The organism is Aquabacterium sp. A7-Y (genome assembly GCF_026153205.1).
Classification (GTDB): domain Bacteria; phylum Pseudomonadota; class Gammaproteobacteria; order Burkholderiales; family Burkholderiaceae_C; genus Caldimonas.
The window spans coordinates 1-21,931 of sequence record NZ_JAPFBW010000020.1 but is presented as its reverse complement, the minus strand read 5'-3'; the positions used below and the strand labels follow the sequence as shown (position 1 = coordinate 21,931).

Here is a 21,931-nt window from a genome sequence, read left to right as displayed (position 1 = left end):
ATGCCCCGATGATCGTGTTCCGTTCCATCCGCAGCGGCGACCTCGACGCGCTGATGGCCCTGGCGCGCCAGGTCGGCCCCGGCATGACCACGCTCAAGCCCGACCGCAAGATGCTGGGCCAGCGCGTCGAGCGCGCCGTGGCCTCCTTCGCCGGCGGCCTGCCGGCCGCCGAGTGCGACTACGTATTTGTGCTGGAGGACAGCGGCAGCGGCGAGGTGATCGGCGTCAGCGCGCTGAAGGCAGCCGTCGGCCTGGACGAAGCCTTCTACAACTTCCGCGTTGGCCGCCTGGTCCATGCGAGCCGCGAGCTGGGCGTGCATGCGACCAAGCAGACGCTGTTCCTCTCCAACGACTTCACCGGCAGCGCCGAGCTGTGCACGCTGTTCCTGGCGCCGGCGCACCGCAGCAGCCATTGCGGACGGCTCTTGTCCAAGGGGCGGCTGCTGTTCGCGGCGGGTTTCCTCGATCTGTTCCCTGAACTGCTGATCGCCGAGATGCGCGGCTGGCAGCGCGAGGACGGCTCCTCGCCCTTCTGGGAAAGCCTGGGCCGGCACTTTTTCCGCATGGACTTTGCCGAGGCCGACGACATCAGCAGCCTGGGGCCCAAGTCCTTCATCGCCGAGCTGATGCCGCGCTATCCGGTCTACACCGACTTCCTGACCGACGCCGCCCGCGAGGTGATCGGCGTCGTGCACCGCGACACCGTGCCCGCCCGGCGCCTGCTGGAGCAGGAGGGGCTGCTCTACGAAGGTTTCGTCGACATCTTCGACGCCGGCCCGGTGCTGCAGGGCCACGTCAAGCAGCTGCGCATCACGCGCGACAGCGAGCTGGCGATCGCCCGCCTGCGGGAGGGCGGCCGCGGCGACACGGCCGCTGCTCCGGTGCTGGTCGGCAACACCCGGCGCGGCGACTTCCGCGTCATCGTCGGCCATGGGCAGCCCGGCTACGGCCGCTTCGACCTGAGCCCCGCGGAGCTGGCCGCGCTTGGCATCGCGGACGGTGACCCGGTCCGTGTGGTCGCACTCAACCCGGGAGACAAGCTGCATGGATAAGCACAGCCACTGGATACAGGGCGAGCCGGTCGAGGGCCGCGGGGTAACGCTGCTGTCGTCCTGCCCGGTCGCGGGAGAGGTCCTGTGGCGGGGCTTCGAGGCCGGGGCGGCGGAGGTCGATGCGGCCTGCGCCGCCGCGCGGGGCGCCTTCAGGGACTGGTCGCGCCGGCCGCTGGCCGCGCGCATCGAGGTGCTGCAGCGCTACAAGGACGCGCTGAACCGGGCCGCCGAGCCGCTCGCCACCCAGATCTCGCGCGCCGTCGGCAAGCCGCTGTGGGAGGCACGCACCGAGGTCGCCACCATGGTCAACAAGATCGACGTCTCGGTGCAGGCCTACCACCAGCGCACCGGCGAGCGCCGCACCGAGGCGGCCGACGGCACCAGCCTGCTGAGCCACCGGCCGCATGGCGTGATGGCCGTGCTGGGCCCCTACAACTTTCCCGGCCACCTGCCCAACGGCCACATCGTGCCGGCCCTGCTGGCCGGCAACGCGGTGGTCTTCAAGCCGAGCGAATACGCGCCGCAAGTCGGCCTGACGATGGCGGAGTGCTGGCACCGCGCCGGCCTGCCGCCGGGCGTGCTGAACGTCGTCAACGGCGGTCGCGCCACCGGCGCGACCCTGGTCGAGCACCCGGAGGTGGACGGCGTGCTCTTCACCGGCAGCTATGCCGGCGGGGCGGCGATCTCGGCCAGGCTGGCCGGGCGGCCCGAGAAACTGCTCGCGCTGGAGATGGGCGGCAACAACCCGCTGGTGGTCTGGAACGTCGAGGACCTCGACGCGGCGGTGCACCACATCATCATGTCGGCCTACGTCAGCGCCGGCCAGCGCTGCACCTGCGCGCGCCGGCTGATCGTGCCGGACGACCAGCGCGGCGAGGCGCTGCTCGGACGCCTGGTCGATGTGGCGCGGCAGATCGGTGTCGGCGCCTGGGACGCCGAGCCGCAGCCTTTCATGGGCCCGGTGGTGTCCGTGCGTGTCGCGGCCGAGCTGCTGGCGCGCCAGCAGGGCCTGCTGGCGGGCGGCGCGGTCGCCTTGCTGGAGATGGGCTCGATCGCCCCCGGCACGGCGCTGCTGTCGCCGGGCGTGCTGGACGTGACGGGCGTCGCCGAACTGCCCGACGAGGAGATCTTCGGCCCGCTGCTGCAGGTCCAGCGTGTGGCCGACTTCGACGCCGCCCTGGCCGCCGCGAACCGCACCCGCTACGGCCTGGCCGCCGGACTGCTGAGCGACGACCCGGCGCTGTGGGAGCGCTTCTGGGGCGAGGTGAGGGCCGGGGTGGTGAACTGGAACAAGCCGACCACCGGCGCGTCCAGCGCCGCGCCCTTCGGCGGGGTGGGCCGCTCGGGCAACCACCGGCCCAGCGCCTGGTACGCAGCCGACTACTGCGCCTGGCCGGTGGCCGGCATGACGGCGCCGCGCGCGGTGCTGCCGGCGAAGACCTCGCCCGGCCTGCCTTTTCGGTGAATGAATGCGGACAAGACGAGCATGAGCCCCGCCCGGCCGCCCGAAGGGGCTCGCACCGCAGTGCGAAGCACGGAGGTTATCCAATGAGCCCCGCCCGGCCGCCCGAAGGGGCTCGCACCGCAGTGCGAAGCACGGAGGTTGTCCAATGAGCCCCGCCCGGCCGCCCGAAGGGGCTCGCACCGCAGTGCGGAGCACGGAGGTTACCCAATGAGCGCCAAGGAATACAACTTCGACGGGCTGGTCGGCCCGACCCACAACTACGCGGGGCTGTCCTCAGGCAACGTGGCCTCGATGCGCAACCGCGAGGCCGTCTCCAACCCGCGCCAGGCGGCGCTGCAGGGCCTCGACAAGATGCTGGCATTGGCCGACCGCGGCGTGCCGCAGGGCGTGTTGCCGCCGCTGGCGCGGCCCAACCTGGCGCTGCTGCGCCAGCTGGGTTTCGGGGGCGAGGACGCCGCCGTGGTGGCGCGTGCCGCCCGCGAGGAGCCGCGCCTGCTGGCTGCGGCCTACTCGGCCTCGGCGATGTGGACCGCCAATGCGGCCACGGTGAGTCCCTCGGCCGACACCACCGATGGTCGCGTGCACTTCACGCCGGCCAACCTTTACGCCAAGCTGCACCGCGCCCAGGAGCACGCGGATACGGCACGCAGCCTGCGCGCGGTGTTCGGGAATAGCCAGCGTTTTGCCGTCCACGACGCGCTGCCCGCCGGTGGCGCTTTCGGTGACGAGGGGGCGGCCAACCACACCCGCTTCGCCACCGCGCACGGCAGTCCGGGGGTCGAGCTGTTCGTCTACGGGCGCTCGGAGTTCGATGCCGCGGTCGCGGCGCCGCGGGTGCATGCGGCGCGCCAGACCGTGGAGGCCAGCCGCGCGGTGGCGCGCCTGCACGGCCTGCACGAGGCCCGGGTCGTCTACGTGCAGCAGAACCCGGCGGCCATCGATGCGGGGGTGTTCCACAACGACGTCATCGCGGTCGGCAACCTCGACACCTTGCTCTACCACGAGGACGCCTTCGCCGACGAGGCTGCCGCGATGGACCGGCTCGCCTCGGCCTGCGCCGAAGTCGGCGTCACGCTGCGTCCGGTGCGCATCGCGCGCGGGCAGATGAGCGTAGACGACGCGGTCGCCTCCTACCTCTTCAACAGCCAGCTGCTGGCGCGCGGCGACGGCCGCATGCTGCTGGTGGTGCCCCAGGAGTGCCGCGAGCACGAGCGCGTCAGCCGGGTGCTGGATGAACTGGTCGCCTCCGGTGGGCCGATCGCCGAGGTGCAGAGCTTCGACCTGCGCCAGAGCATGCGCAACGGCGGCGGCCCGGCCTGCCTGCGGCTGCGCGTGGTGCTGACCGAGGCCGAGCGCGCCGCGCTGCGAGGCCGCGTGTTGATGACAGCGGAGCTGCACCGCGATCTCAGCGACTGGGTGCGGCGCCACTACCGCGACCGGCTGGCCGCCGAGGACCTGGCCGATCCCCGGCTGATCGGCGAGGTGCGGGCGGCGCTGGCCGAGCTGCAGCAGATCCTCGAGCTGCCCGGCCTGTATCCGCAGGCCGGCTGATGCCCGCCGCGCGCCGGGCGATCGACGGCGCGAACTGAGCACGACATACCAACAACCGGCGGGTTCGGAGCCCGCCTGAAGGAGACACGCATGCACACGACGAACAAGGGCTGGAAGCGGCTGCTGGTCGGCGCCCTCGGACTTTTCCTGGCGGCCGCGGCACAGGCGCGCGGCTACGACGAGATCCGCAAGGCTGGCAAGATCGTCATCGCCTCCGAGGGCCAGTACGCGCCCTTCAACCACTTCGAGAACAACAAGCTGACCGGCTTCGAGATCGAGCTGGCCGAGCTGGTCGCGAAAAAGATGGGCCTGGCGGTGGAGTGGAAGGCGCTGGGTTTCGACGCGCTGCTGGCCGGCCTCAACCAGGGCCGCTGGGACCTCGTGATCGCCTCGCACGGCGTGACACAGGAGCGCGCCCGCGCGGTGACCTTCACCGAGCCGCACTACTGCTCGGGGGGCATCGTGGTGTCGAAGAACCCGGCGCTGCGTGCCGCCAAGGACCTGGCCGGCAAGTCGGTCGCGGTGCAGACCGGCTCGTCCTACATGCAGCAGCTGAGCAAGCTGCCCGGACTCAAGGAGGTCAAGAACTTCCCGCAGGACACCGATGCGCGCACCGCGATGCTGTCGGGCCGGCTCGACGCCTGGGTCACCGACCGTTTTGTCGCCAAGGCGGCCGCCAAGTCCCAGCCGGCCGCCGGGCTGCAGGTCGGCGAGCTGATTTTTGTCGAGCGTATCGCCGCCGCGGTGGGCAAGGGCAATACCCCGCTGGCCCAGGCCTACAACCAGGCGCTGCGCGAGGTGTTCGCCGACGGCAGCTATGCCGCCCTGTCGCAGCGCTACTTCGGCGAAGACGTACGCTGCAAGTAAGCCGGGCGCCGCTGGAGGAATGCCGATGACGACCTTGTCGATGCAATGGCCCCGGCGCTGGAGCCGGCAGCAGCGCAGCAGCGCGACCATCCTGGTCGCCAGCGGGGCCCTGCTGGTCCTGCTGTGGCTGATGGCCATCCCCCTGGCCTGGGCCCCCGAGCCCATCGGCGACAACGCGCGCGCCTTTGCCGAGGGCACCCGCGTGACGGTGCAGCTGACGCTGCTGGCGGGCCTGTCCGGCATCGTCATCGGCGTGCTGGCGGCACTGGGCAAGCTGGCGGCCTTCGCGCCGCTGCGCTGGCTGGCGTCGTTCTACATCTGGGTGGTGCGCGGCACGCCCTTGCTGGTACAGGTGCTGTTCGTGTTTTTCGCGCTGCCGGTGCTGGTGCCGGCCTTGCAGCTGTCGGACTTCACCTCGGCCTGCGTGGCGCTGGCCTTCAACGTCGGCGCCTACAACGCCGAGGCGATCCGTGCGGGCCTGCTCGCAGTGCCGCGCGGGCAGGGCGAGGCGGCGCGTTCGCTCGGGCTGTCGCGTTGGCACACCTTCATCGACGTGAGTTTTCCGCAGGCCTTCAAGGTTGCGCTGGCGCCGCTGGTCAACAACTCGGTGGCCCTGCTGAAGGACTCCTCGCTGGCCTATGCGATCGGCGTGGTCGAGCTGACCAATGTCGGCAACCGCATCCAGGCCTCGACCTTCCAGCCGGTGCCGACCCTGGTGACGGTGGCGCTGCTCTACCTCGGTCTGACCACCGTGATGACCCAGATCTCCGGCGCCATCGAGCGCCACTTCGACGTGGAGGGCCGCCAGCCATGAGCGCACGCGAGAAGGACGCCTTGATCCGCGTCGAAGGCCTCAGCAAGCGTTTCGGCCCGGTGACGGTGCTGCAGGACGTCACGACCCACTTCAACGCCGGCGAGGTCGCTGTCATCGTCGGCGCGTCGGGCTCGGGCAAGTCGACCCTGCTGCGCACCCTGAACCAGCTGGAGAAACACGACGGCGGGCGCATCCTGCTGGGCGGCGAGGAGGTCGGCGACAGCCCGCGCCAGCTGGAGGCGCTGCGCCGCCAGGTGGGCATGGTGTTCCAGCAGTTCAACCTGTTCCCGCACAAGACGGTGCTGGACAACGTGACGCTGGCGCCGCGCCGGCTGCGCGGCCTGAGCCGCGCCGAGGCCGCCGAGCAGGCGCTGCAGCTGCTGCACAAGGTGGGCCTGCGCGAGCACGCCCACAAGTACCCGTTCCAGCTCTCGGGCGGCCAGCAGCAGCGCGTGGCGATCGCCCGGGCGCTGGCGATGCAGCCGCAGGTGATGCTGTTCGACGAGCCGACCTCGGCGCTGGACCCCGAGATGGTCAAGGAGGTGCTGGACGTGATGAAACAGCTGGCGACTTCCGGCATGACCATGATCGTCGTGACCCACGAGATGGGTTTTGCCCGCGAGGTGGGCGACCGCGTCCTGTTCTTCGACCAGGGCCGCATCGTCCAGGACGCCCCGCCGGCGCGGTTTTTCGGTGCCCAGGACCACCCGCGCATCCGTGCCTTCCTGGGGCGGGTGGCGCATTGAAGGCGGCACGCGCCGGTGCGGCTCGCCAATGTTTTATGCCGCAACGCGTATGACGAAACGTCACATGTTCGCCGGCCGGCGGCGCAGAATGCCGGCCTGTTTGCCAACCCCGAGAACGCCCGCCGGACCCCGGCGCTGACCCATCATGGCCTTGCTCGACTTCGCCGGCGCCGCTGCCGGCTTTTCCGCCGCCGGCTGGCAATGCGAGGAATGGGCGCCCGAGGTGTGGCGCTACGCGCCGCGGCCCGGCAACGCGCCCTGGCGGCTGCTGCTGTCGGTCGGTGTGCACGGCGACGAGACCGCGCCGATCGAGATGCTGCAGCACCTGCTGGCGCGCTGGGCGCGGGCGGCCGGCGAATTGCGCTGCGAGCTGCTGCTCTGTGTCGGCAACCCGGCAGCGGTGGCGGCGGGGCGCCGCTACCTCGAACAGGACATGAACCGGCTGTTCTCCGCGCAGGCCGATCGGCGCGGCGGGGAGGGCGCCCGCGCGGCGCTGCTGCGCGGCGTCTCGGCGCGTTTCCTGCAAGGCGGTGTGGGGCCGGCGATCCACCTCGACCTGCACACCACGATACGGCCCTCGCTCAGGCCCACCTTCGCGGTCCTGCCGGAGAACGGCCCGGAGGCGGTGCGGCAGGCGCTGCTCGCCTGGCTCGCCTCTGCCGGGCTGGACGCGGCGCTGAGCAATCCCTTGCCGAGCAGCACCTTCAGCGCCTGGAGCGCCGGGCTGGGGGCTGCCGCCTGCACCATCGAACTGGGCCAGGTCGGGCGCATCGGTGGCAACCGCATGGAACTGCTGGAGCGTTTCACCGCTGCGCTCGGCACCCTGGTGCGCCGCCCGATTCCCGGGCCTGCGGGCGGTGGCGAGCTGGCCTGCTACCGGGTGACACGCGAGCTGCTGCGCACCAGCGAGGCCTTCCGCCTGCTGCTGCCGCCCGAGGCGACCCAACTTCCACTGCTTTTCGGCCGGCGAAGCCATTGCCGCGGAAGGCAAGGTCGTGGTGCGCGCGCTGACGGACGACGAGTGCATCGTCTTTCCCAATCCCAAGGTGGCACTGGGCCAGCGCGCCGGACTGCTGGTGGCGCCGGACGGCAGCGTGACGGTGTGAGCTGGAGCGCGGGGCCGGCTCCCGCCGCAGGGCGGCAGGAATGAGCGGGAACGAGACCGAAGCCACCGTGTCCGCGGACGCGCCTCCGGCCTGGGCCGCGCTGGCGGCGCAGCCCGGGCCGCTGCGTTGCGGCCTGCTGTTCTGGAGCGCCTGGCCGCCGGCCGAGCTGGCGATGCTGGCGGCGGTGCTGCAGGCGGCCGCCGCCCACGAGCCGCAGGCGCTGCAGTTCGCGTGGCTGCCGGCGGGGCAGGGGATCGAGTCCGCCCCGGCGCTGCTGGTGGTCGCCGAGGCGCCGCCGGCCGAGGCCAGCGCGGGCGACCTGCTCAAGCGCCTGGCCGAGCAGGCGCTGCACGTGGTGCTGATCGGGCCGGCGGTGCGCTGGTTCGCCGCAACGCGCTGGGCGCGCGGGCGCCGCGTGGCGCTGCACTGGGCCGACCTGGGTGCGCACGAGCAGTTGCCGGAGCAGGTGATCGCCTCGCCGGCCATCATCGAGGCCGGCGAGCAGTGGACCACCTGCTGTGGCGGTGCGGCCACCCACGACCTGGCCCTGCTGCTGGTCGAGGCGGTGTGCGGGCCGCGGGTGCGCCAGGCGGTCCAGGACGAATGCTGCCTGGAGCGGGTGCGTGCCCCGGCCAGCCGGCAGCGCTCGGCGCTGCCCGGCAGCGTCGGGCAGCTGGTGCCCAGGCTCGCGGAGGCGGTCGCGCTGATGGAGGCCAACATCGAGGAGCCGCTGCAGTCGGAAGAGCTGGCCGAGCTGGTGGGCATGTCGCGCCGCCAGCTGGAGCGGCTCTTCAAGCAGCACCTCGACAGCGTGCCCTCGCGCTACTACCTCGAACTGCGCCTGGCCCGGGCGCGCCGCCTGCTGCGCGAGACACGCCACTCGCTGCTGCAGATCGCGCTGATGTGCGGCTTCTCCTCGGGCTCGCATTTCTCGACCAGCTACAGCGCCGTCTACGGCGTCACGCCGCGCGACGAGCGGCAGAAGATGCTGAAGGCCGGCTGAGGCTCAGGGCCGGGCCGGTGGGGGCGCCGCGCCCGGGTCCAGGAAGGCGAGCAAGGCCTCGGCCAGCTCCTGTGGGCGTTCCTCGGCGAGATGGTGGCCGCAGTCCAGGCTCCCGCCCTGGACCTCGTCGGCCCAGCGGCGCCAGACGGCCAGCACGTCGCCGTGCAGCTCGGCGAGATCGTCGCGCCCGGCCCACAGGGCCAGCACGGGGCAGGCGAGGCGGCGGCCGGCGGCCCGGTCGGCGTCGTCGTGCGCCCGGTCCACGCCGAGGCCGGCCCGGTAGTCGGCCAGCATCGCGCTCACGGTGGCGGGGTCGCGGATCGCCTCGACAAAGTCGGCATAGGCCGGCGTATCCATCTGCGCCGCCTGTTCGGCCGCGCGGTACCAGGCCAGCGGGTCGGCGAGGATGGCCTGCTCCGGCCGCTCCGGCTGGGCATAAAAGAACCAGTGCCACCAGCGTGTCGCGAAGTGCGCGTCGCAGCGCGCCAGCGCGTCGCCGATCGGCACCGCGTCGAGCACGGCCAGCCGGCTCACCCGGCCCGGCTGATCCATCGCGAGGCGAAAGGCGACATAGGCCCCGCGGTCGTGGCCGACCACCGCGTAGCGGTCGTGGCCGAGCGTGTCCATCAAGGCTTGCATGTCGGCGGCCATCGCCCGCTTGGCATAAGCGGCGTGTCCGGGCCCGGGCGCTGGTTTCGACGAGCGGCCGTAGCCGCGCAGGTCCGGGCAAATCACCGTGAATCGGGCCGCCAGCAGTGGCGCCACCCGGTGCCAGGTTGCGTGGGTGCGGGGATGGCCGTGCAGCAACAGCACCGGCGGCCCGTGCCCGCCATGCCGCACGCGCAGGCGCACCTCGCCGAGGGCCACAGTTTCGAGGGTGAAGGTGTCGAAGAACATCGCGCTCCCGGGCCCCAGTGTCCGGTATCCCGGGGCGCCCGGGCAAGTCGGCGAAAGCGCCTGCCTGAGCGCCAGCTGAACGCCGGTCGCCTCCGCTGCAGCGCCTGCCAGAAGGTGAGAAACTGGCATCCGGTCGATCGAGAAAGCAGTCCGTTGACGCAGCTCCCCGGACCCGAAGGTCCCCGCGCTTCCGCCATTCCCGCTCCCGACACGCCGCGCTCGCCGGTGGCCGACACCTCGGCGCTGGCGCCCTTGCGCGAGCCGGTGTTCCGCATGCTCTGGCTGGCCTGGCTCACGGCCAATGTCTGCATGTGGATGAACGACGTCGCGGCCGCCTGGCTGATGACCTCGCTGACCACCTCGCCGGTGATGGTGGCGCTGGTGCAGTCGGCCTCCACCTTGCCGGTGTTCCTGCTCGGGCTGCCGAGCGGGGCGCTGGCCGACATCCTGGACCGGCGCCGCTACTTCATCGTCACGCAGTTCTGGGTCGCGGCCGTGGCGCTGGTGGTCTGCCTGGTGCTGCTGTCCGGCGCCATGAACGCCGCGCTGCTGCTGGTGCTGACCTTCGCCAACGGCATCGGGCTGGCGATGCGCTGGCCGGTGTTCGCGGCCATCGTGCCCGAGCTGGTGCCGCGGCCGCAGCTGCCGGCCGCGCTGGCGCTCAACGGCATCGCGATGAATGCCTCGCGTATCGTCGGCCCGCTGGTGGCGGGCGCGGTGATCGCGAGCCTGGGCAGCGCCTGGGTGTTCGTGCTCAATGCGGTGCTGTCGGTGGCCGCGGGTTTCGCGATCATGCGCTGGCGGCGCGAGGCCAAGGTCAGCGCGCTGCCGGGGGAGCGGTTTTTCGGCGCGATGCGGGTCGGCCTGCAGCATGTGCGGCAGTCCACCCGCATGCACGCCGTGCTGTGGCGCATCTCGGCGTTTTTCCTCCAGGCCACGGCGCTGCAGGCGCTGATGCCGCTGGTCGCCAAGGGACTGCCGGGCGGCGGCGCCGGCACCTTCACGCTGCTGCTGGCGGGCCTCGGCATGGGCGCCATCGTCGCGGCCCTCTACCTGCCGCGCATCCGCCAGCGCTACACCCGCGACCAGCTGGTGCACCACGGCACCCTGGTGCAGGCCGGCGCCACGCTGGTGGTGGCCTTTTCGCCCAACCTGTATGTCGCGATGCCGGCCATGGTGGTGGCCGGCATGGCCTGGATCTCGGTGGCGAACTCGCTGACCGTCGCGGCCCAGCTCTCGCTGCCCGACTGGGTCCGGGCGCGCGGCATGTCGATCTACCAGATGGCCTTGATGGGCAGCAGCGCGGCCGGCGCGGCGCTGTGGGGCCAGGTGGCGGGCCTCACCGACGTGCGCACCAGCCTGGTCGGCTCGGCCGTGTTTGGCGTGGTGGCGCTGGCCTTCACCCGGCGTTTCCGCATCCAGGGTGCGGCCGAGGAGGACTTGAGCCCGACCCGGGTGGTCAAGCCGCCCGAGATCAGCGAGCCGGTGGACCCGGACGCGGGGCCGGTGCTGGTGACCATCGAGTACCGCATCGACCCGGCGCAGGCGACCGCCTTCCTCGCCGTGATGGAGGAAACCCGGCGCGCGCGGCTGCGCCAGGGCGCGCTGTCCTGGGAGCTGTTCCGCGACACGGCCGACCCGGGCCGGTATATCGAATACCTGCTGGACGAATCCTGGGTCGAGCACCTGCGCCGCTTCGACCGATTCACGGCCTCCGACGCCGCCTTGCGCGAGCGCCGGCTGAGCTTCCATATCGGCGAAACTTCGCCGGTGGTGACCCGCTGCATTGCCCAAGCCTTCCAACGTTGACCGACAAGGACCCGTCTCCATGAGCTTCAATACCGAAACCCAGCCCGGCGTTTGTGAGGCCGCACCCGAGCCGACACGCGGTTTCGTGCTCAACCACACCATGCTGCGCGTCAAGGACCCCGAGGTCTCGCTCGGCTTCTACACCCGCGTGCTGGGCCTGCGCCTGCTTCGCAAGGTCGATTTCCCGGAGATGAAGTTCTCGCTCTATTTCCTGGCACGGCCCGAGCTGGCCGAAGGCGCGCCCGAGGACATCGGCGAGCGCACCGCCTGGACCTTCGCGCAGCGCGGCGTGCTGGAGTTCACCCACAACTGGGGCACCGAAAGCGACCCGGAGTTCCGCTATCACGACGGCAATGCCCAGCCCCAGGGTTTCGGGCACATCTGCTTCTCGGTGCCCGACCTCGACCTGGCGATCCGCTGGTTCGACGAGAACCAGGTGGCGTACGTGAAGCGCCCCGAACAGGGCAAGATGAAGGACGTGGCTTTCATCAAGGACCCGGACGGCTACTGGATCGAGATCGTCGAGCCGGCCCGCATGAAACAGCTGGGACGCCCGGCGGCCTGACAACTCTGCCGGGCAGGGAAGTGTTTCTCTGCCCTGCATTCGTTTGGTAACCGCCTGGCGGCGTGTCGAGCGTGCAGAGTATCGGGTCCCCGCAGTCTCCAACCCGATCCGAGAGAGCCTCCGACATGCACGACATCGATTGCCAACGCCGGCGTTTCTTCGCGCTCGGCGCCGCCGCCTTCGGCCTGCCTCTGGCGGCCGCCGAGCTCCGGCCGGCCGCGCCGGCAGCCTCAGCAGCGGCCCCGGCCAAGTCCGCGTCTCCCTTGCCGCCGCTGCCCTGGCAGCCCTCGGCGCTGGAGCCGGTGATCTCGGCCCGCACCATCGGCTTCCACTACGACAAGCACCACCGCGGCTATGTCGACAACCTGGCGCGCGCGATCAAGGGCACGCGCTACGAAGGGCTGTCGCTGGAGCGTGTCGTGCAGGCCAGCGCGGTGCAGCCGACCGAGCGTGCGATCTTCAACCATGCCGCGCAGGACTGGAACCACCGCTTCTTCTGGCACAGCCTGTCGCCCCGCGGCGGCGGCAAGCCACCGCGCGAGGTGCAGATCCTGCTCGATGATTCCTTCGGCTCCTTCGAGGCTTTCCGCAGCCAGTTCCTCAAGGCCGCCACCGGCCTGTTCGGCTCCGGCTGGCTGTGGCTGGTGCAGGACCCGGTGACGCGCCGGCTCGAACTGCTGCAGACCTCCAACGCCGACACGCCCGTCGTGCAGGGCTCGGTGCTGCCCCTGGCGGTGCTGGACGTCTGGGAGCACGCTTACTACATCGACTACCAGAACCGCCGGCCGGCGTATGTCGAGGCGGTGTTCGACAAGCTGTGGAACTGGCGGTTCGTGGAGTCGAACCTGGCGCAGGTAGCGCGGGCGTGAGGGCAGAGGGCGGCGCGGCCGCCGACGCAGTGCCGACCTCGCCGGTTCGCCGTGGTGGTGGTGTGTAGTAAGGTACCTGCGTTTCGGGAGGCGCCGGCCTCGTGACAACCATCCTCACGACCCTTTCCACTCAGGAGTTCAACCAAGACACCGGGAAAGCGAAGAAGGCAGCGAACAATGGGCCTGTCTTCATCACGGACGACGGTCGCCCGGCATACGTGCTCTTGAGCATTGAGCATTACCAGGCACTGCTTGGATCGTCTGCGAGCATCCTCGACATGCTGAAGATGGAAGGCGACGACGACATCGAGTTTGACCCGCCGCGTGCCAGCAAGCTGTATCGGCCGGCCGACTTCTCCTGAACTTCGTGGAAAGCGACGCGATGATCAGAGAAGCCCGATCCGAAGATGCCGACGCCATCGCGGCACTCCTGCTTGAACTCGGATATCCCGCCACGCCGGAGCTGCTGCGGCGCAAGCTCGAGGTGTTTGCGCAAGGGCTGAACGACAAGGTGATGGTCGTCGAAGAAGACGGGGCGCTGCTCGGTGTCATCAGCCTTCACGTTGTCGAACTTTTTCACGCCGAGGGGCGCCTCGGGCGCATCACCTCCCTGATCGTCTCCGAGGCGGCCCGGGGTCGTGGCGTCGGCACCGGCCTCGTGGAGGCGGCGGACCGCTACTTCCGCGATCGAGCTTGTGTGCGGGCGGAGGTCACCAGCGGCGATCACCGGGCAGAGGCCCATGCCTTCTACCAGCGACGGGGGTACCTGCCGGACGAGCGCCGTTTCGTCAAACACTACGAAACGCCGATGCCCTGACCGGCCGCAAGCAGGCTCTCGCGCTCCAGCCCGAGAAACCGGCCGACCGCCGCCAACTCTTCAGTCAGCGCTGCGTGAAAACCCGGCTCGGCCGGCGCTGCACCCTCCACATAACCGGCCGCCGCTGCTAGCCGGCCGCCCTGCAGCGACAGATTGGCCCACCCGATCACCTGATCGCGCCACAGCATCGGCAGCGCGTAGTAGCCGAAGCGCCGTTGCGCGGCCGGGGTGTAGGCCTCGAACTTGTAGACCCAGCCCCACAGCAGCTGAAAGCGGGTGCGGTCCCAGACCACCGGGTCGAAGGGCGCGAGCAGGCGCACGGCGTCGTCCGGCAGGTGGCGGCGGGAGGCCGGATTTTCATCGGCGGGCCAGTACCACCACAGGCCGTCCACCTCGGCGCCGGCCAGTCGCTCGCGCGCGCCGCGCAAGGCGTGACGCACCGCCGTGCCGAGCTGGGGCGCGCCGTAGTCCAGCATGCGCACGACAAAACCCAGGCTGCTGGCCGGCAGCGGCGCGTACTGGCGCACCACGAGCTCCATCAGGGCGGCGGCGCGCTCGGCCTGGGCCGCCGGGCTGTCATCGACCGGTGGATGCGCCGCCGCCTCGTAGATCCGGATGCCCTTGTCGCGCCGCGCCACGCGCAGCAGGCCGCGGTAGTGCATGCCGTCGAGCAGGTGCGTGGTGGCGGCGCTGGAGCCGCCCCAGTAGTTGGTGATGCGGCCGTGCGCGAAGTGCGCCTCGACCTCGCGCGGGTGGACCCGCTTGCGCTCGCGCACGAAGGCAAGGAGTTCTTCAGCCCGGCGCCGGGTCGCTGCGTCCCAGACCCGGTGTGGCACTCGCGGATGCATCAGCGCCAGGTGCCGCCGCGGCAGGAAGCCGTAGTTGACCAGGCAGTCTTCCTCGACCGGCAGGCGCGGGTAGCGGCGTTCGAGATCACCGGCCAGGTAGTCCTTGACGCGGTGCCTCAGGATCAGGTCTTGCGCACGGGCCGGCGCACGGATGGGGTCGGCCTGCACGAAGCCCAGCCGGTCGATCGCACGCAGCAGCGTGGTTGGCGATGTGAGGGTTCGGGCGACGGCATAGCGCCGCAGGTGATCGAGCGTGATCCGGGCCATGGGTCGATGTTGCCGCAGCAGCGCCGTTCTTGCACGAGGGCTCGAAGCCGGCGCACGGATCGTTCAGTGCGTCGAGCGGCGCGAGATCCGCACCGCTCGATGCACCGGCGACCCTCAGAACTTGAGCAGTGCCGCGACCTTGTCGAACTTCAGGCGCATCGCTTCCTGGTAGGGCGTGCCCCAGTTGTCGGGGTTGTCGCCGTGGCGGTCCTTGATGGTCCGGTCCGCGCCGTGCTTCAGCAGGACTTCGATGATCTTCACGTTCTCGACGCGATTGTCGTAGCCGGCGTGCGCCATGCCGGCCAGGGCCATGTGCAGTGGCGTATAACCCCCGTGCAAGACGTATCGGCTTTCGTGGTCCGACATGGCGTTGATCTTGGCGCCCTTGCTGACCAGCAGTTCGACCAGTTCGACATTGCCGTAGTAGGCCGCCCAGTGAAGCCCGTACTGCCCGCCGTCGGACCTGAGGTTCGGGTCCGCGCCACAGTCCAGCAATTCCCGGATGATCGCGATATCCGGGTTGCCGTCCCGCTTGACCAGCGTGCCGAAGGTCGTTTCGGCGATGTAGGCCAGGGGCTGTTTGCTCTTCTGGTTTTTCGCGATCTCCTTGCATTCATCCGCGGGGATGCGACCCTTGGCCGCCGCTGCCAGAGGCAACAAGCAGGCGGCAAAAACGCCGGCCGCCGCAAGAAGGCGTGAAGTCTTGTTTTTGATGCGCATGATCCTCTCCGCTGTTGTAGGTGTCGGCGCGCAGTGTAGCGAGCAGGACGCGACTTCGCGGCCTGGCTCCCTCGTTTCGGGGGGCCAGCGATTCCCAGGCATGGTCAAGCAGACGCCGCGGGGCGGAACGCCCGGCCGGGCGACTCACAACTCGACCGTCCCCAGGGCATTGATGTGGGTGTCCGGCGCCAGCTCCTGGTAGGACAGCACCGGCAGCAGCGGCAGGTCCTGCTCGATGAACTTGCGCACATAGGGCCGCAGCTCCAGCGAGGTCAGCAGCACGGTGCGCGCATGTGGCGGGCTGCCCGGCTTGGGCGGCTGCTGCAGGGCCTGGCCGATGCGGGCCGCGAGCTTGCGACCCATGGCCGGATCCAGCATCAACACGGTGCCCGTGCTGGTCTGTCGGCGCGCCGCGTGCAGCTGCTGCTCCAGCGAGGGGTGCAGCACCAGCGCCGGCAGGCTGCGGCCCTCGCCGGCGAAACGCCAGGTGATCTGCCGCGACAGGGCGCTGCGCACGTATTCGGTCAGCAGTACGGTGTCCTTTTCCTTCGGCGCCCAGTCGACCAGCGCATGCGCGATGTCGCGCAGGTTGCGGAGCGAGACCCCCTCGCGCACGAGGCGCTTCAGTACCTCGGCGGTGCGGCTGGCCGGGCAGACGCGCTGCAGCTCCTTCTCCAGGTCCGGGTGCTGCTCGGCCAGGCGGCGCAGCAGCCACTGGGTTTCCTGCACGCCGATGAACTCGTCGGCATGGCGGCGCAGCTGGGCCAACAGGTGGCGGGCGAGATGCTGTTCGTGGCTCAGCGGCGTCACGCCGCGGCCGGGCTTGTCGGCCGGCACCAGCACCGCCTGTCCGCTCCACAGGCCGGGCGGCGGCGTGCGGTGCGGCGGCAGGCGACGCTGGGCCTCCTCGCCGGGCTCGACCGGCAGCCAGCGCAGCTGCGCCGGCAACAGGCTTTTCGAGACCGGCACGTCGTTGACCAGCACGACGTACTCACCGGCCGCCAGGCGCGTGTTGATGCGCACGGTCAGGCCGGGGAAGGGCAGACCCAGCTCCTGGCTCAGCGCGCGCCGGGTGTGCTGCAGCTGCTCGTCCAGCGCAGCGGGCGAGACGGCCGCCTCGAAACCGGGCCAGACCTGCAGCGACAGCGGCGTCGCAAGCGGCAGCTCGCTGCGCTCCACCAGGCTCGGCACCTGCTCGCTGCCTTCGCGCCGCATCGCCGGCATCGGCGTGTCGGCGGCATGCCGGTAGCGCGGGCGTGCGTAGAGCAGGTAGTGGCCGCCCCAGGCGACCGCCCCGCCCAGCACCAGGAACTGCAGCGCCGGCAGCCCCGGCACCAGGGTCAGTGCCATGATCACCACACCGCCGATCAGCAAGGCCTTGGGCTGGGCGCGCAGCTGGCCGGCGATCTCCTGGCCCAGGCTGGCCGGCCCGCTGCGCGGGTCGGACACGCGCGTGATCAGGATGCCGGCCGAGATCGAGACGAACAGCGAGGGGATCTGCGAGACCAGCGCGTCGCCCACCGTCAGCACCGCATAGGTGTCCAGCGCGTCGCCGGCCGTCATGCCGCGGCGCAGGATGCCGATCGCGAGGCCGGCGACGATGTTGATCGCCGCGATCAGCAAGCCGGCGATCGCGTCGCCCTTGACGAACTTCATCGCGCCGTCGAGCGCGCCGTAGAGCTGGCTTTCGCTCTCGATGGCGGCGCGGCGGCGCTGCGCGGCGTCCTTGTCGATGATGCCGGCGCGCAGGTCCGCGTCGATGCTCATCTGCTTGCCGGGCATGGCGTCCAGGCTGAAGCGCGCGCCGACCTCGGCGACCCGCTCCGAACCCTTGGCGATGACGATGAACTGCACCGCCGCGATGATGAGGAAGACCACAGCCCCCACCACCACGTCGCCGCCCACCACCAGCTTGCCGAAGGTCTCGATGATGCGGCCGGCGTTGCCCTGCAGCAGGATCTGTCGCGTCGACGCGATGTTGAGCGCCAGCCGGAACAAGGTGCTCAGCAGCAGCAGGCTGGGAAAGGTCGACAGCCCGAGCGGCGAGCGCACATGCAGCGACTGCATCAGCAGCACCACCGACAGGGTCAGGTTGAGCGCGATCAGGCTGTCCAGCGCGAAGGGCGGCAGCGGCACCACCATCAAGGCGATGACCGCGACCACCAGCACCACCAGGCCGAGCTCGGGATGGCGGGTCCAGGCCAGCCAGCGGCCGGCCGATCCGGCCGCGCCGTGCCAGGAGGCGGCCGAGCGGGCGGGGCTTGAGGGGTTTTTCATGCTTTCCTTCATGGCCGGAACCCGGCGTGGACTTCGCGCACCCAGCGCAGCACCGCCGCCACCGGCTCGATGAACTCGTCGGGAATGAACTCGTCGAGCGGCGCCTGCTCGGCCAGCCGGCGCGCCAGGCCGACGTCCTGCAGCACCGGCACGCCGTGGCGCTCGGCCACCTCGCGGATGGCCTGGGCGACATGGTCGGCGCCCTTGGCGACCACCACCGGCAGGTCGGTCTCGCCCGGCTGGTAGTACAAGGCCACCGCGATGTGGGTCGGGTTGACCACCACCACGGTCGCGGTGCGCACCTTGTCGAGCATGCTGTTCATCGCGATTTCCTCGTGAAGCTGGCGGCGCTTGCCCTTGAGCATCGGGTCGCCCTCCATCTCGCGGTGGTCGCGCTTGACCTCCTCGCGTGTCATGCGCAGCTGGCGCAGGTGCTGCCAGCGCTGGAACCACAGGTCGAAGGCCGCGACGGCCAGGAAACTGATCACCGCCGGCCACAGCAGCTGGCTCAGCGAGCCGGTGGCCAGCGGCATCAGCGCCTGCAAGGGCAGCCAGTGCGCGCGCAGGAACTCGGGCATGGTCGCCAGCGCGATGACGGTCACGATGACACCCAGCACGACGGTCTTGAGCACCAGCTTGAGCAGCTCCACCACGGTCTGCAGGGAAAACAGGCGCTTGACACCCTGCGTCGGGCTGAGGCGCTGCAGCTGCGGCGTGACCGGCTCCATCGAGAACAGCGCACCCACCTGCACCCAGGCAGCCAGCAGGCTGACGGCCAGCAGCAGCGCGACCGGCGGCAGCACCAGCCACAGCGCCTCGCGCACGAGCTCGCCGAGCAGCGGCGCGGCGCTGCCGCCGGCCTGCAGGGCCCGCAGGTCGTGCTGCAGCGCGCGGGCGATGAGGGCCTTCAAGCCCTCCAGCGTGGCGTCGCCGGCCAGGGTCAGCCAGACCCCCAGCGCCAGCAGCACGGCAGCGGCGGTCCAGTCGCGGCTCTTCGGCACCTCGCCCTTGCGTCGCGCGTCACGCAGGCGCCGCGGGGTCGGTGCCTCGGTTTTCTGCTGGGCGCTGCTGTTGCTGTCAGCCATCGGTGGCCTTTCTCAGCAGTAGCAGCAAGGCCCCGAAGTCGGTCACCGGCAGGCCGCGCAGGCCGTCCGTCATCACGGTGGCATACAGCAGGATCAGGCCGGTGAGCACGATCATCTTGAGCGGCAGCGACAGGAAAAACACGTTGAGCTGGGGCGCGAAACGCGACAGCAGGCCGAGCGCGATCTCCACCACCAGCATCAGGATCACGAAGGGCACGGCGACCTTGAGCGCGATCAGCAGCAGCTCGCCCAGCCCGCCGATGACCACTGCCACGAGCTTGAGATTGCCGACCACCGGCGTCATGCTGGACAGCGGCCACACCGTGTAGCTCTCCAGCAGCATGCCGATCAGCGCCAGCAGCCCGCCGGTGGCGAGGAACAGCAGGGTGAAAAGATTCATGAACAGGCCGCCGACAATGGAGTCCTCCTGCCCGGTGAGCGGATCGATCGCGGTGGCGACGGTGAGGCCGGCCTGGTACTCGACGATGGAGCCGGCCGCATGCACGCCCCAGAAGGCGATGCCGCACATCAGCCCCAGCACCAGACCGAGCGCGCCTTCCTTGAGCACCAGGCCCAGCACGCCGGCCGAGGGCACGGCCTGCCGCAGCGCCGGGTCGGCCAGCGCCAGCGGCAACACCGCCAGCGTCAGGCCGGCGACAAACACCAGACGCACCGTGGTCGGCACCGAGCTGCCGACAAACAGCGGGATGAAGGACAGGGCCACCAGCATCCGGGCCATCAGCAGGCCGATGACGAGCAGCTGGTGCTGCCAGCTCAGGGTTTCCTGGACGGCCGACATGCGCGCGCGGGCCTCCTCATTTGACGGCCGGAATGGCCAGCAGCATCTGCTCGCCGAAGTTGAACAGCGCGCCGCCCATCCAGGAGGCGCCGAGCGCCAGCGTGGCGACCGCGGCGACCAGCTTGATCGCGAAGGGGGTGGTCTGGTCCTGCACCTGGGTCACGGCCTGCAGGAAGGCCACCACCAGGCCGACCACGGCGCTGATGATCACCACCGGCAGCGAAAGCATCAGGATCAGCACCAGGGCTTGACGGATGTGCAGCGCCAGGGTGGCCAGGTCCATGGTGGTTTCCTTCTCTGGAGGTCACTGGTAGGTGAGGATGAGGCCGTGGACCAGCTTGGACCAGCCGTCCAGCATCACGAACAGCAGCAGCTTCAGCGGCACCGAGACCACGGTGGGCGAGAACATCATCATGCCCAGCGCCACCAGGATGCTGGCGACCACCAGGTCGATGACGACAAACACGATGTAGAGCAGCAGGCCGATCTTGAAGGCGGCGGTCAGCTCGCTGACCGTGAAGGCCGGCACCAGCACCAGCAGGTCGTCGCGGGTCAGGGCCTCGGCCTTCTCCTTGGGCCAGATGCGGGCCGCCGAGCGCACGAAAAACTCGCGTTCGGCCGGCTGGGCGTGCTTGCCGAGGAAGGCCCGCAGCGGCTCGCGCGCGGCGCCCAGCATGTCGAACACCTGGGCCCCGCCGACCCCCTGGCCGGGTTTGATCTGGGCCTGCGCGGCGGTCTGCACGTCCTGCACCACCGGGGCCATCACGTACAAGGAGAGCACCAGCGCCAGCCCGTTGAGCACCATGTTGGGCGGCACCTGCTGCACGCCCAGTGCGTTGCGCACCAGGCTCATCACCACCACCAGCTTGGCGAAGCTGGTGACCATCACGGCGACGAAAGGTGCCAGCCCCAGCAGTGCGAAGCTGACGATGACGACGGCGGGATCCGGCATGCCGGTGGCGAACACACGACCTCCTGATCAAGCGGCGGCCGGGCCGCTGCCGGACTCGACCCGGGTCTCGAAGGTGCGGACCACCCGCACCCCGAGCTTGCGGCCCATCAGGATCAGCTGGCCCTCGGCCACCGCGACGCCGTGGACCTCGATGCGGACGGTGGCGTCCGTCGCATCTTGCGGCAACTCCAGCGTCTGGCCGGGTTGCAGGCGCTCGATCTCGTCTAGCGTCAACAGGCGTTCGCCGAGCGTGAAGCTCAGCGGCAGCTCGACATCGGACAGCGGGTGCATCTTCATCGCATCGTCAGGTGGGGAAAGGGCCGCGGCGGCATCGAGCGCCTCGACATGCCCGGCCAGCGCGATGTCGACGCGCTCCACCGGGGTGGGTTCCAGGCTGACGGTGCGCCGGCGCACCGTGCAGCGCCAGCGCCAGTCGGCGTGTCCGCGGGCGCGCAGCGTGGCGGACATGCCGCGCGGGCTGAGCTGCGCCCCGGGGAGCTGCACGACGTCGCCGGCTTCGAGCTCGCGCAACTGGGCCAGGCTCACGCGGATGCCCGGCAGCTCGACGTAAACACGCAGCGGCACGCCGGCGAACCGGGCGTCGGCGGCGGGGTCGGGTGTGGCGGGCAGGGCCGCATCCAGCCAGGCCAGCGTGGCCGGGCCGTCGGCGAACAGCAGGCCGTCGCCGGAGCCGCCGTCGGGATCGCGTTGAAGGGTGTAGCCGAGGGCGCAGGCGGGCACGTCCCAGCCACCGGTCGGCCAGCGCAGCGCGAGCAGCTCCAGGCCGGCCGACAGGCGCGGCGGCAGCAGGCGCAGGAAGTCGTCGAGCACACGCTCGGCCACCAGGTCGCGGGCCGCCACCGGCAGCTGGGAGAACGGCGCGCCCGCCAAGCGGGCGTCGATCACGCCGATGTCCTCCAGCGCAATGCCGAAGCGGTGCGCGCCGCTGGCGCATTCGAGCACGAAACCGGCGGCGCCGAGCGCCAGGCGGGCCGGGGCCGGCTTCCAGCGCAGCGCATAGGCGCGCTGGCCGATCTGGAAGCGGGCCGAACGGCGCCGCGCCAGCCATTGGTTGACCGCGACGGCCACGGCCGGGTCCACCGTCGGCACGGCGGCGGCGAGATCGTCGCGGAGGGTCACATCAGGCTCCATGGTGCGTCAGACCACCTCGACCTGGATCTCGGCCTGCGCCTCGGCGCCCGCCTGTCGGGCCAGCTCGCCGACCAGCCGGCCGCGCTGGCTGTCGAGCAGCTCGCGGGTGGCTTCGTCGCGCGCGTGCAGGCGCACCAGCAGGCCGGTGCCGTGGCGCACCAGCTCGATCTGGGTGCCGGGCAGCAGCGGCGAGACGTCGAGCATCAGGCGGCGCGCCCCGTCGCCCGGCGAGACGCCGCTGTAGAGGCCGCTCGCACAGCTGCTCCAGCA

23 protein-coding genes are annotated in these 21,931 nt (G+C 70.7%); 13 read left to right on the top strand and 10 right to left on the bottom strand.

Features of this window, described 5'->3' with window-relative positions:
* The first annotated feature begins 8 nt into the window (after positions 1-8).
* From astA to OOT46_RS18090, 8 genes are all read left to right on the top strand, one after another.
* The gene (gene astA / locus OOT46_RS18125) at positions 9-1,052 is read left to right on the top strand and encodes an arginine N-succinyltransferase (protein ID WP_265405030.1); all 1,044 of its coding nucleotides are present in this window, start codon (positions 9-11) and stop codon (positions 1,050-1,052) included.
* Entirely contained in the window at positions 1,045-2,517 is a 1,473-nt protein-coding gene (gene astD, locus OOT46_RS18120; protein ID WP_265405029.1) for a succinylglutamate-semialdehyde dehydrogenase, read from the top strand. Before astA ends, astD begins: the two co-directional genes overlap by 8 nt.
* A 207-nt stretch (positions 2,518-2,724) precedes the next feature.
* Positions 2,725-4,068 carry an N-succinylarginine dihydrolase gene (gene astB / locus OOT46_RS18115; protein ID WP_265405028.1) on the top strand — a complete coding sequence of 448 codons (1,344 nt, stop codon included), beginning with the start codon at positions 2,725-2,727 and terminating at the stop codon, positions 4,066-4,068.
* Positions 4,069-4,158: 90 nt separating this feature from the next.
* The gene (locus tag OOT46_RS18110; RefSeq protein WP_265405027.1) at positions 4,159-4,935 is read left to right on the top strand and encodes an ABC transporter substrate-binding protein; all 777 of its coding nucleotides are present in this window, start codon (positions 4,159-4,161) and stop codon (positions 4,933-4,935) included.
* A 25-nt stretch (positions 4,936-4,960) separates the two neighbouring features.
* Positions 4,961-5,749 (top strand): amino acid ABC transporter permease, encoded by a 789-nt coding sequence (locus OOT46_RS18105; protein WP_265405026.1) that lies wholly within the window; start codon positions 4,961-4,963, stop codon positions 5,747-5,749.
* Complete coding sequence (locus OOT46_RS18100; protein WP_322114267.1) at positions 5,746-6,495, top strand: amino acid ABC transporter ATP-binding protein; 750 nt, start codon at positions 5,746-5,748, stop codon at positions 6,493-6,495. Before OOT46_RS18105 ends, OOT46_RS18100 begins: the two co-directional genes overlap by 4 nt.
* Before the next feature lie 145 nt (positions 6,496-6,640).
* Entirely contained in the window at positions 6,641-7,645 is a 1,005-nt protein-coding gene (locus OOT46_RS18095) for a succinylglutamate desuccinylase (RefSeq protein ID WP_265405025.1), read from the top strand.
* A complete protein-coding gene (locus OOT46_RS18090; protein WP_265405024.1) occupies positions 7,642-8,604 on the top strand; it encodes a helix-turn-helix domain-containing protein in 963 nt (320 codons plus the stop codon). The genes OOT46_RS18095 and OOT46_RS18090 overlap by 4 nt, the downstream gene beginning before the upstream one ends.
* 3 nt (positions 8,605-8,607) lie before the next feature.
* Here the strand turns inward: OOT46_RS18090 and OOT46_RS18085 are convergent, their stop codons facing one another.
* Positions 8,608-9,501, bottom strand: a complete 894-nt coding sequence (locus tag OOT46_RS18085; RefSeq protein WP_265405023.1) for an alpha/beta fold hydrolase — start codon at positions 9,499-9,501, stop codon at positions 8,608-8,610.
* A 195-nt stretch (positions 9,502-9,696) separates the two neighbouring features.
* Here OOT46_RS18085 and OOT46_RS18080 point away from each other — a divergent pair, with 195 nt between their 5' ends.
* The 5 genes from OOT46_RS18080 to OOT46_RS18060 all read left to right on the top strand — a co-directional run bounded on the left by OOT46_RS18080 (position 9,697) and on the right by OOT46_RS18060 (position 13,561).
* On the top strand, positions 9,697-11,310 hold the full coding sequence (locus OOT46_RS18080; protein ID WP_265405118.1) for an MFS transporter: 1,614 nt from the start codon (positions 9,697-9,699) through the stop codon (positions 11,308-11,310).
* Between the two features lie 19 nt (positions 11,311-11,329).
* Complete coding sequence (gene gloA / locus OOT46_RS18075) at positions 11,330-11,875, top strand: lactoylglutathione lyase (RefSeq protein ID WP_265405022.1); 546 nt, start codon at positions 11,330-11,332, stop codon at positions 11,873-11,875.
* 125 nt (positions 11,876-12,000) lie between these two features.
* Complete coding sequence (locus OOT46_RS18070) at positions 12,001-12,744, top strand: superoxide dismutase (RefSeq protein ID WP_265405021.1); 744 nt, start codon at positions 12,001-12,003, stop codon at positions 12,742-12,744.
* A gap of 101 nt (positions 12,745-12,845) precedes the next feature.
* On the top strand, positions 12,846-13,106 hold the full coding sequence (locus tag OOT46_RS18065; protein WP_265405020.1) for a type II toxin-antitoxin system Phd/YefM family antitoxin: 261 nt from the start codon (positions 12,846-12,848) through the stop codon (positions 13,104-13,106).
* Between the two features lie 5 nt (positions 13,107-13,111).
* On the top strand, positions 13,112-13,561 hold the full coding sequence (locus tag OOT46_RS18060; RefSeq protein ID WP_265405019.1) for a GNAT family N-acetyltransferase: 450 nt from the start codon (positions 13,112-13,114) through the stop codon (positions 13,559-13,561).
* On the opposite strand, the gene OOT46_RS18055 is transcribed toward OOT46_RS18060, so the two are convergent.
* The 9 genes from OOT46_RS18055 to OOT46_RS18015 form a co-directional block, all read right to left on the bottom strand.
* Complete coding sequence (locus tag OOT46_RS18055; protein WP_265405018.1) at positions 13,540-14,676, bottom strand: DNA glycosylase AlkZ-like family protein; 1,137 nt, start codon at positions 14,674-14,676, stop codon at positions 13,540-13,542. The genes OOT46_RS18060 and OOT46_RS18055 overlap by 22 nt on opposite strands.
* Before the next feature lie 114 nt (positions 14,677-14,790).
* Positions 14,791-15,396: an ankyrin repeat domain-containing protein gene (locus OOT46_RS18050; RefSeq protein WP_265405017.1), complete on the bottom strand. Its 606-nt coding sequence runs from the start codon at positions 15,394-15,396 to the stop codon at positions 14,791-14,793.
* A 144-nt stretch (positions 15,397-15,540) separates the two neighbouring features.
* Positions 15,541-17,673, bottom strand: coding sequence for a type III secretion system export apparatus subunit SctV (sctV, locus tag OOT46_RS18045; protein WP_265405016.1), 2,133 nt, complete (start codon positions 17,671-17,673; stop codon positions 15,541-15,543).
* Positions 17,674-17,681: 8 nt separating this feature from the next.
* Positions 17,682-18,758, bottom strand: coding sequence for a type III secretion system export apparatus subunit SctU (gene sctU / locus OOT46_RS18040; RefSeq protein ID WP_265405015.1), 1,077 nt, complete (start codon positions 18,756-18,758; stop codon positions 17,682-17,684).
* On the bottom strand, positions 18,751-19,557 hold the full coding sequence (gene sctT / locus OOT46_RS18035) for a type III secretion system export apparatus subunit SctT (RefSeq protein ID WP_265405014.1): 807 nt from the start codon (positions 19,555-19,557) through the stop codon (positions 18,751-18,753). Before sctT ends, sctU begins: the two co-directional genes overlap by 8 nt.
* 16 nt (positions 19,558-19,573) lie before the next feature.
* Positions 19,574-19,840, bottom strand: coding sequence for a type III secretion system export apparatus subunit SctS (sctS, locus tag OOT46_RS18030; RefSeq protein ID WP_265405013.1), 267 nt, complete (start codon positions 19,838-19,840; stop codon positions 19,574-19,576).
* A gap of 21 nt (positions 19,841-19,861) precedes the next feature.
* The gene (sctR, locus tag OOT46_RS18025) at positions 19,862-20,509 is read right to left on the bottom strand and encodes a type III secretion system export apparatus subunit SctR (RefSeq protein WP_265405117.1); all 648 of its coding nucleotides are present in this window, start codon (positions 20,507-20,509) and stop codon (positions 19,862-19,864) included.
* A 27-nt stretch (positions 20,510-20,536) separates the two neighbouring features.
* Complete coding sequence (locus OOT46_RS18020) at positions 20,537-21,649, bottom strand: FliM/FliN family flagellar motor switch protein (protein WP_265405012.1); 1,113 nt, start codon at positions 21,647-21,649, stop codon at positions 20,537-20,539.
* Between the two features lie 18 nt (positions 21,650-21,667).
* The coding region (locus OOT46_RS18015) for a type III secretion HpaP family protein (protein ID WP_265405011.1) at positions 21,668-21,931 on the bottom strand (264 nt) is incomplete at its 5' end.

Bases quoted from the DNA above. Each gene is read 5' to 3' on its own strand.
- sctS (WP_265405013.1), bottom strand. From the start codon at position 19,840: ATGGACCTGGCCACCCTGGCGCTGCACATCCGTCAAGCCCTGGTGCTG.
- OOT46_RS18070 (WP_265405021.1), top strand. From the start codon at position 12,001: ATGCACGACATCGATTGCCAACGCCGGCGTTTCTTCGCGCTCGGCGCC.
- sctT (WP_265405014.1), bottom strand. From the start codon at position 19,557: ATGTCGGCCGTCCAGGAAACCCTGAGCTGGCAGCACCAGCTGCTCGTC.
- sctV (WP_265405016.1), bottom strand. From the start codon at position 17,673: ATGAAAAACCCCTCAAGCCCCGCCCGCTCGGCCGCCTCCTGGCACGGC.
- OOT46_RS18085 (WP_265405023.1), bottom strand. From the start codon at position 9,501: ATGTTCTTCGACACCTTCACCCTCGAAACTGTGGCCCTCGGCGAGGTG.
- sctU (WP_265405015.1), bottom strand. From the start codon at position 18,758: ATGGCTGACAGCAACAGCAGCGCCCAGCAGAAAACCGAGGCACCGACC.
- OOT46_RS18110 (WP_265405027.1), top strand. From the start codon at position 4,159: ATGCACACGACGAACAAGGGCTGGAAGCGGCTGCTGGTCGGCGCCCTC.
- OOT46_RS18100 (WP_322114267.1), top strand. From the start codon at position 5,746: ATGAGCGCACGCGAGAAGGACGCCTTGATCCGCGTCGAAGGCCTCAGC.
- astA (WP_265405030.1), top strand. From the start codon at position 9: ATGATCGTGTTCCGTTCCATCCGCAGCGGCGACCTCGACGCGCTGATG.
- astD (WP_265405029.1), top strand. From the start codon at position 1,045: ATGGATAAGCACAGCCACTGGATACAGGGCGAGCCGGTCGAGGGCCGC.
- astB (WP_265405028.1), top strand. From the start codon at position 2,725: ATGAGCGCCAAGGAATACAACTTCGACGGGCTGGTCGGCCCGACCCAC.
- sctR (WP_265405117.1), bottom strand. From the start codon at position 20,509: ATGCCGGATCCCGCCGTCGTCATCGTCAGCTTCGCACTGCTGGGGCTG.
- gloA (WP_265405022.1), top strand. From the start codon at position 11,330: ATGAGCTTCAATACCGAAACCCAGCCCGGCGTTTGTGAGGCCGCACCC.
- OOT46_RS18090 (WP_265405024.1), top strand. From the start codon at position 7,642: ATGAGCGGGAACGAGACCGAAGCCACCGTGTCCGCGGACGCGCCTCCG.
- OOT46_RS18055 (WP_265405018.1), bottom strand. From the start codon at position 14,676: ATGGCCCGGATCACGCTCGATCACCTGCGGCGCTATGCCGTCGCCCGA.
- OOT46_RS18050 (WP_265405017.1), bottom strand. From the start codon at position 15,396: ATGCGCATCAAAAACAAGACTTCACGCCTTCTTGCGGCGGCCGGCGTT.
- OOT46_RS18105 (WP_265405026.1), top strand. From the start codon at position 4,961: ATGACGACCTTGTCGATGCAATGGCCCCGGCGCTGGAGCCGGCAGCAG.
- OOT46_RS18095 (WP_265405025.1), top strand. From the start codon at position 6,641: ATGGCCTTGCTCGACTTCGCCGGCGCCGCTGCCGGCTTTTCCGCCGCC.